Origin of the sequence: Actinocrinis sp. (assembly GCF_035650855.1) — a bacterium.
GTDB lineage: Bacteria > Actinomycetota > Actinomycetes > Streptomycetales > Catenulisporaceae > Actinocrinis.
Map to the genome: position 1 here is coordinate 1 of NZ_DASRGV010000312.1, position 6,344 is coordinate 6,344.

The 6,344-nt window shown below is 69.9% G+C and carries 12 protein-coding genes; 9 read left to right on the forward strand and 3 right to left on the reverse strand.

Features of this window, described 5'->3' with window-relative positions:
* Positions 1-371, forward strand: a 371-nt coding sequence (locus VFB40_RS22030) for a hypothetical protein (protein WP_324853649.1), incomplete at its 5' end; no start/stop codon positions are given.
* On the opposite strand, the gene VFB40_RS22035 is transcribed toward VFB40_RS22030, so the two are convergent.
* Positions 368-997, reverse strand: coding sequence for a helix-turn-helix domain-containing protein (locus VFB40_RS22035; protein ID WP_324853651.1), 630 nt, complete (start codon positions 995-997; stop codon positions 368-370). The genes VFB40_RS22030 and VFB40_RS22035 overlap by 4 nt on opposite strands.
* Before the next feature lie 131 nt (positions 998-1,128).
* On the opposite strand from VFB40_RS22035, the gene VFB40_RS22040 reads away from it, so the two are divergent.
* The 4 genes from VFB40_RS22040 to VFB40_RS22055 are packed head-to-tail and all read left to right on the forward strand — an operon-like array spanning position 1,129 to position 3,041.
* Positions 1,129-1,929 carry a GIY-YIG nuclease family protein gene (locus VFB40_RS22040; RefSeq protein ID WP_324853653.1) on the forward strand — a complete coding sequence of 267 codons (801 nt, stop codon included), beginning with the start codon at positions 1,129-1,131 and terminating at the stop codon, positions 1,927-1,929.
* Complete coding sequence (locus VFB40_RS22045; protein ID WP_324853655.1) at positions 1,926-2,210, forward strand: ribonuclease E inhibitor RraB; 285 nt, start codon at positions 1,926-1,928, stop codon at positions 2,208-2,210. The genes VFB40_RS22040 and VFB40_RS22045 overlap by 4 nt, the downstream gene beginning before the upstream one ends.
* A 48-nt stretch (positions 2,211-2,258) precedes the next feature.
* Positions 2,259-2,678 (forward strand): hypothetical protein, encoded by a 420-nt coding sequence (locus VFB40_RS22050; RefSeq protein WP_324853657.1) that lies wholly within the window; start codon positions 2,259-2,261, stop codon positions 2,676-2,678.
* A gap of 3 nt (positions 2,679-2,681) precedes the next feature.
* The gene (locus VFB40_RS22055) at positions 2,682-3,041 is read left to right on the forward strand and encodes a hypothetical protein (protein ID WP_324853659.1); all 360 of its coding nucleotides are present in this window, start codon (positions 2,682-2,684) and stop codon (positions 3,039-3,041) included.
* 41 nt (positions 3,042-3,082) lie between these two features.
* On the opposite strand, the gene VFB40_RS22060 is transcribed toward VFB40_RS22055, so the two are convergent.
* On the reverse strand, positions 3,083-3,418 hold the full coding sequence (locus VFB40_RS22060) for a hypothetical protein (RefSeq protein WP_324853661.1): 336 nt from the start codon (positions 3,416-3,418) through the stop codon (positions 3,083-3,085).
* Positions 3,419-3,437: 19 nt separating this feature from the next.
* Here VFB40_RS22060 and VFB40_RS22065 point away from each other — a divergent pair, with 19 nt between their 5' ends.
* On the forward strand, positions 3,438-3,767 hold the full coding sequence (locus tag VFB40_RS22065; RefSeq protein WP_324853663.1) for a hypothetical protein: 330 nt from the start codon (positions 3,438-3,440) through the stop codon (positions 3,765-3,767).
* A gap of 53 nt (positions 3,768-3,820) precedes the next feature.
* On the opposite strand, the gene VFB40_RS22070 is transcribed toward VFB40_RS22065, so the two are convergent.
* Positions 3,821-4,051, reverse strand: a complete 231-nt coding sequence (locus VFB40_RS22070) for a hypothetical protein (protein ID WP_324853665.1) — start codon at positions 4,049-4,051, stop codon at positions 3,821-3,823.
* A 37-nt stretch (positions 4,052-4,088) separates the two neighbouring features.
* Between VFB40_RS22070 and VFB40_RS22075 the strand changes: the two genes are divergently transcribed.
* The 3 genes from VFB40_RS22075 to VFB40_RS22085 all read left to right on the forward strand — a co-directional run.
* Complete coding sequence (locus VFB40_RS22075; RefSeq protein WP_324853667.1) at positions 4,089-4,571, forward strand: hypothetical protein; 483 nt, start codon at positions 4,089-4,091, stop codon at positions 4,569-4,571.
* Positions 4,572-4,878: 307 nt separating this feature from the next.
* Positions 4,879-5,268 (forward strand): hypothetical protein, encoded by a 390-nt coding sequence (locus VFB40_RS22080; RefSeq protein WP_324853669.1) that lies wholly within the window; start codon positions 4,879-4,881, stop codon positions 5,266-5,268.
* Positions 5,269-5,317: 49 nt separating this feature from the next.
* Positions 5,318-6,344: hypothetical protein (locus tag VFB40_RS22085; protein WP_324853671.1), on the forward strand; the 1,027-nt coding region annotated here is incomplete at its 3' end.

The window sequence follows — 6,344 nt, forward strand, 5'->3', positions numbered from 1 at the left end:
TGACCGCCACCCACCCCGACGGCACCCGGTGCGCCACCGAGACCCGCGCCGTCCGCGCCCTACTGCCCGGCGGACCCTACGAGTCCCGCCAGCAAGCCAGCATCGACGGACAACCGCTACGCGACGCCGTAAACGCCGCCACCGGAGAGCACGACGGCCCGCTTACCGACGCCGAATACGACGCCATGCGCCAGGCCGCCACCGACTACCTCACCACCCGCCTGACCCGTTTCGGGGTGGAGCTCGGGGTGTTCGATCAGCGGATCGCCGCCTGGATGGCCGACTGGGAACCGCACGTCGTCGCGGTCATCCTTGGCTGGGTGCAGCGCGCCCACCAGGCCGGCCGGGACTCGGCGGCAAGCCGGTGCTAGTGCTCCTCGTCGGGTTCCTCCTCGTGCGCGCGCGGGTCGTCGATATGCCCGCGCAGCGCACGGCCCGTGCTGCCCGCCTCCCCGGCCAGCGCGTCCACGTCCGCGCGCACCTCGTCCACCTCGTCGCGCGTCTCACCGATCGCGCGATCGTGCTGGTGCACCACGTCGGCGACCGCCTCGATGTCCGCCGTGTTCTGCACCATGCCCTCGATCAACTGCGGGATCAGGTCGCCTATCTGAGCGCCGACGTCATGAACGGCTTTGAGCACGTCGGCCGCAGTCGGTTCCGGTTCCTGCTCGCCGCGCCCGGCGAACGACGCGCGCACCCCGTCGATCGTCCCGGCGACCATGCGCTCGATCTCGTCCGCGAACGCGTCGTAACCCGCCGCGCGCAGCACTTCGCGCGGGTCCTTGCCCAGGAACCTCGCGATCGGGAAAAGCCTCTCGATCGGCGGAACCATGTCGCCCCTACGCCAGCGCGAGACAACCGAGGTATCGACCTGGCCACCAAGCGCCCGCGCGAGGTCAGCGGGCCTCTTGCCCTGCTCGTCGAGCTCCCGACTGAGCCACACGCCCCAGCGGCGGCGGCGCTCCTCCCACTGCGCGCGCTCTGCATCCCTGTCCATGTCCTGCCCCCTCCTAGCCGACTACGTGACAGAGAACGTATTCAGCCTGGGGCCGCGCGTCACCGTCGCAATGAGATCGCGACCCCGGCGAGACCATGCCGCAATCGGATCGAACCACGGAGGAGCACACGATGACCGAGCCGGGCGAACCGCTCGACCAGGGCCACACCGACACGCCGATGCCTGCGGTGGGGGGCCTGTTCGAGCCGCTGCCCTCAGTCCGCCCGCAGTCCAGCCCGAACCCGTCCGACGACCTGATCCTCATGGCGGCCGACGTACCCGCTAGGCCACGCCGCCGCACCGGGCGCAAGTCCGCGCCACCACGGCCAGCCGCCCAACAACGCACCACGCCTCGGCCAGCTCTCCCCGAGCACACAGCGGTCTACCGCCTCTACGACGACAAAGGCGTCCTGCTGTACGTGGGGCAGTCCAACGCGCCGCTTGAACGGTACGTCGAGCACCGAGACACCAAACCGTGGTGGCCGCAGGTAGCCGAGCACTCGATCGAATGGCGCACCTCACTAGAGCAGGCGCTACGGACCGAGAAGCGCGCCATCCGCGACGAATGGCCGCTGCACAACATCGCACACCAGCCACGCGGCGACGGGCCGTTCGTCATCCCGAGCTACACCGCGAACAAGATCCTCTCGATGGTGTCCCGCGCCTGCCTCGAAGTGCTCGGCGAGAAGCTGCCCACCGAGCGGGCGGCCATCGTCGAGAGCGTCAGGGACGCGTTCTACCCCGAGCTCGGCGACGACGGTGACTTGGTGGACCCTGAGATCACCTTCGCCATCGAATGTGCGCCCCGCCGCGAACCGCTCGACCTGGACGCGTCGATTGCTGCCGTGGGCCAGTTCCGTCCGCCGCTCGCGAACAGCAAACGTGACCCGAACCCCGTGTACCAGCGTGCGGCCAGGAAGGGCGCGGCATGACCGTCGATCAGATCCCGTACACGCACTGGGCGTACTTCACAGACCGCCCGGCAGCCGAAGCATGCGCCCGAGAACTCGCCGCCCGGTTCGACTGCCTCACCGCCATCGACCCCGCCGCATCCGGACCGGACCCGTGGCTACTGCGCGCCGCCCGGACCGTCGACCTGAACGCGCCCGGTGGCTGGCACGACGAGATCGAGGAAGTCGTCCAACACCACGGCGGCCGCTACGACGGCGGCGAAGCAACCATGTTCGTCCCGCCCGTAAACCCGAGCGACTGAGCCACACGGCGCGCAACCAGCACAACGACCACGAAAGGAACCCCAGCCATGGGCTACACCCGCCACAACGCCATCCTCGTGACCACCAGCGGACACATCCTGCGCGGCGAAAGCGAGATCCCCGCACCGGACATCGACGCCTTCCGCGCCACCCTGCCCGAAGACTGGCAGCACCTCGTCATCGGCCCCGTCAAGTCCCTCGTCAACGACTACGTGACCTTCGCGTTCCTCCCGGACGGCTCGAAAGAAGGCTGGGACACCAGCGACGACGGCGACGAGTACCGCCGCCGGTTCCTGGAACTGTTCGCGTACGCGCACGACGACAGGTCGGTTCCGTCGGACGTGCTCGTGGTCGACGCCTGTTTTGGCGGCGACGAGCCGGGGGCGGGCAACGAGCCGGAGCTGCTGGTGACGACCAACGTTCCCCGCGCGACGATCACCGGCCGCGTCTACCAGTGCGAGGACTAACCGATGCCTGCGCACTGGGACGTGCAGCCGCGCTACCGGGAGAGCGTGGAGATCCACGCCTCCCCGGACGCCCTGGCCGCCATGCTGAAAGACGCCCGCGCCGAACATCGCCGCGTCGGGCGCGTCGTCGAATACCTGGAGCGGCTGCACGAGAAGCGCGCCGCCGAGAGAGCCGCCGGCACCTGGCCGTACGCGAAAGACCCGCGGGCAGTCGAGGCGCCCTGCGGCAAGTCGCACGTGTGCGTGGTGTGCTCGCCCGCGCCGGATGTGCCCGGGAAGGGCTGCTCGAACTGCCGGGCGACCGGTTTCGATCAGACGCCGTGCGTGCCTTGCGCCGAAGCAACCGAGGCTGGCGCGCGGTGACCGTGTCAGCGCTTCTCCCACCCGTCATCCTCGCTGCCGACTCACCTCAGCCGCCAGTCGTACACCCCGCCCTGCGTGTTGTACTCCACCTGCACCGGGACGTCCCCGCCCGTGATATGCACCGGGATCAACCCTGCGCGGCACGTACCCACGTGATACGTCAGCGACGCATCATTCGGATACAGCGGACCGGGCCAGTCGCCCTGCCCGTACGCCGACACCGGCGTATACGCCTCACCCTGGGCGGTCACCAGGCTCCACGGGTTCCACGTCAGCCCCACCCCGGCGCCGGAAGCGTCGCGCACCACGCACACCCGCGCCCCGACCAGCCCGATCTTCGCCCCCGCCGGCAGCAACTCCTGGTTCTCGCCCGTCAACGTCACGACCTTGTAACTGGTGGCGGTGACCTTGACGGTGACGCCGTGGGCGGTGTCGTCGAACGTGTACTCGGTGCCCAGCGGCGCACCTTGGGCGGGGGCCTGGCTCGGCGTGGGGCTGGGCGGCGCGATGGAGGGCGCCGTGCTCGGCGTGGGGCTACTAGCGGACGCCGAGGGCCTGCCGCTGGCAGTTGGGGCGCCGCCCCCGGACGAGCAGCCGGCCGCGCTCACGGCCAAACCAGCGACGACAAACACACACAGCCGACCACGCATGATCCCCACCCCTCACGGCGGCACCCTGCCGCACCGGCACGCTAACGCCCCGGCGACCGTCGAGTCAGGACAGTGATGAAACCGTGACTGCCCGCGCCAGTGCGGGACCCTCGGGGCAGCCACCAGCTGCTACCCGCCCGCCCCGCGCCCCTTCAACACAAACAGCACCGGACCGGCCAGCAACCCGGCGCCCGCCGACAACGCAGCCGTGGCCCCGTACCAGACAACCGTCGGCGAGAACGGCAACACGACAGACGCGGCGACCAGCAGACCCCCGCACGTCGCGAAAGCACCCGCGCACATCGAATAGACCAGCAGCCAGTAGTTAGCCAACAGCCAGCGGCCGAGCCGAGCACCCATACCGGACACCGTAGCCGCACCCCGACAGGAGAACCCGATGACCGACACCAGCGACCCGCTCGCCTCCACCTGGTACGCGAAACCCGACGACCTGATCGGCGGCTGGTGCGTGATGGACGTGAACCGCACACCCGCCGAAGCGCAGCGCCCCGAGATCGCCGCCTTCACCAGCCAAGCCCTCGCCGAACACATCGCCGACCTGCACAACGCGAACCTCGAACGCGAGAATTGGCCGTACACGCACGAAGACAGCCCCTACGCCCGGCTGAAGGCGTACGCCGACGGCGCAGGCGAGACGCCGTCCCGCGAAGACGTGGCGGAGCTGCTGCGCTCGTTCAACGCGGCATCGTCGATGAACCGCGTGCACCGCAGCGTGATCGATCGACAGAAGAGACGTTTCGCCGCAGTCGCCGAACTGGCGGAAACGGGGCGCGTCGTGCAGCCCGGGGCGCTGAAGGCGGCTCTCGCGACCGCGACGGACAGAAAAGCCTGGCGCGGACTCGGCAGCGAGGAGGACTGACCAATGACCGCCGTACCGCCGCCTGCGCCTCGTGACCGGATGCCCGGCCGGTACTGCGGCCAATGCCCCGCCTGCCGCACGGGACGCGCGTTCGGACCCGACTGCGGCGGCGGCGGACCCATACCGCCACGCGCCACCCGTAAACGCGAACGCGCCAGCCTACGCCGCTACCTGGCCAACCTCCTCGGCACCGAACCCCGCGACCCGCTTGTGGACCCCACGGACTGCCGCCACGGCTGCAACGGGGCGTGCGTCGAATCCGGCAGCGACCGCTGCGACTTCACCTGCCACCCCAAGGACTAAACCCATGACCGAAACCCCCGACACCCAGCCCATCACCATCCGCCGCCGACCCCTCGCCGACCAGATCCGCTACTGCATCGACCAGCTCAGCGGACACGTCACCGACACGGAAGGCGCAGCAGTCCTGATCGCCCTGCACATGATCGCCGACGCTGCCGCAGGCATCGAAGCCGAACGCGCCGCCGCGAAGGCCGCAGCCGAGGGCCTGTACGAGAACTGGGCCGTGGGCTACACCGACCTGTACGGCGACCAGCACCACGTCCAGTACGGCGCCGAACAAGACGCCCGCGACCACCTCGGCGCGCACGGGCCCGGCGCGGTCCTACAGCGGCGCTGGCAGACCGACTGGGCCACCGTCTACCCCCGTCGCGACGACGAGACGAGGACAACGTGACCGCCCGGCGGTCCTGCCACACCACGACCAGCAACACCAGGAGCAGCCAGTGAGCCGCCTGTACTTCAACTCCCCGGCCGGGTGCGCCGAACTACGCGGAGCCGAATTCCACCACCTGCGCTCCATCGCCCACGCCGTCGCCGAACCGTTCTGGCGCATCAGCGACCTACCGGACATCGCCGACCTGCTCGCGCTCGTCGTCCCCGCCAACGGCACCCTGACCGGCAACACCCACCTGCTCGAGCAACTCGCCAAAGCCCAGGCCGAACACGCCGAAAACACCCGCCTGTGGGCCGTCCGGCAACACGGCGCGTTCCCGCCCACCAGCTACGACCAGATCCAGGCGCTGCGCCGCTCTGTGAAACTCGCCCTCGAATCGAGCCACGCACTCGACCTGGAGATCGCCGGGGTGCGGGTCGGGACCGCGGACATCCGCCTGAACACCGCGCTGCGCCTCGGCAACGACGTGATCAAACTCGCGGTGAAAATCGCCGGCTGGGCCGAGTCACACGCCTGGTTCGACGGCAAAGACCGCGCCTGGGCCGCCGACCTGATCGACCAGGGCTTGAAGACGGGGATCCTGCGCGACGGCATGTGGTACGTGGACGGCCCCAGCGAGGTCCTGCCGAAAGACCACCCGGCGCGCCAGTGGTCCGACATGGGCTGGAGCGAGGTGACCGCGTTCCTGCGCGAACGCGACGACGAGCCCGTGGTGCTCTCCTACTCGGTCGCCGACGACTTCCCGAACTGGGCCGTCGCAGGCTGGACACCCGCGCCGATGCCGGAGGGCTGGGCACCGGACTGGGCGGACAGCGACGAGGGCCGCACCGAGTGGGAACGCGACTACCCCACCGACGCGGAGCGCGCGGACTACTACCGCGGCAACGCCGGCAGCCAGTGGTACGACCTACCCGATGCGCAGCGCTGGGAGATGGCGATGGCCGGGCTGAAGGCGAACAGTCCGTGGCTGCGGCTGGGCCCGGACACGCTGGACTATTGGACGTTCGGGCCGGGGGTGACGGTGTTCGATCTGTACGCGGCGGACCGGGACGTGCGGGTGCGGCGTGCGGCGGCCG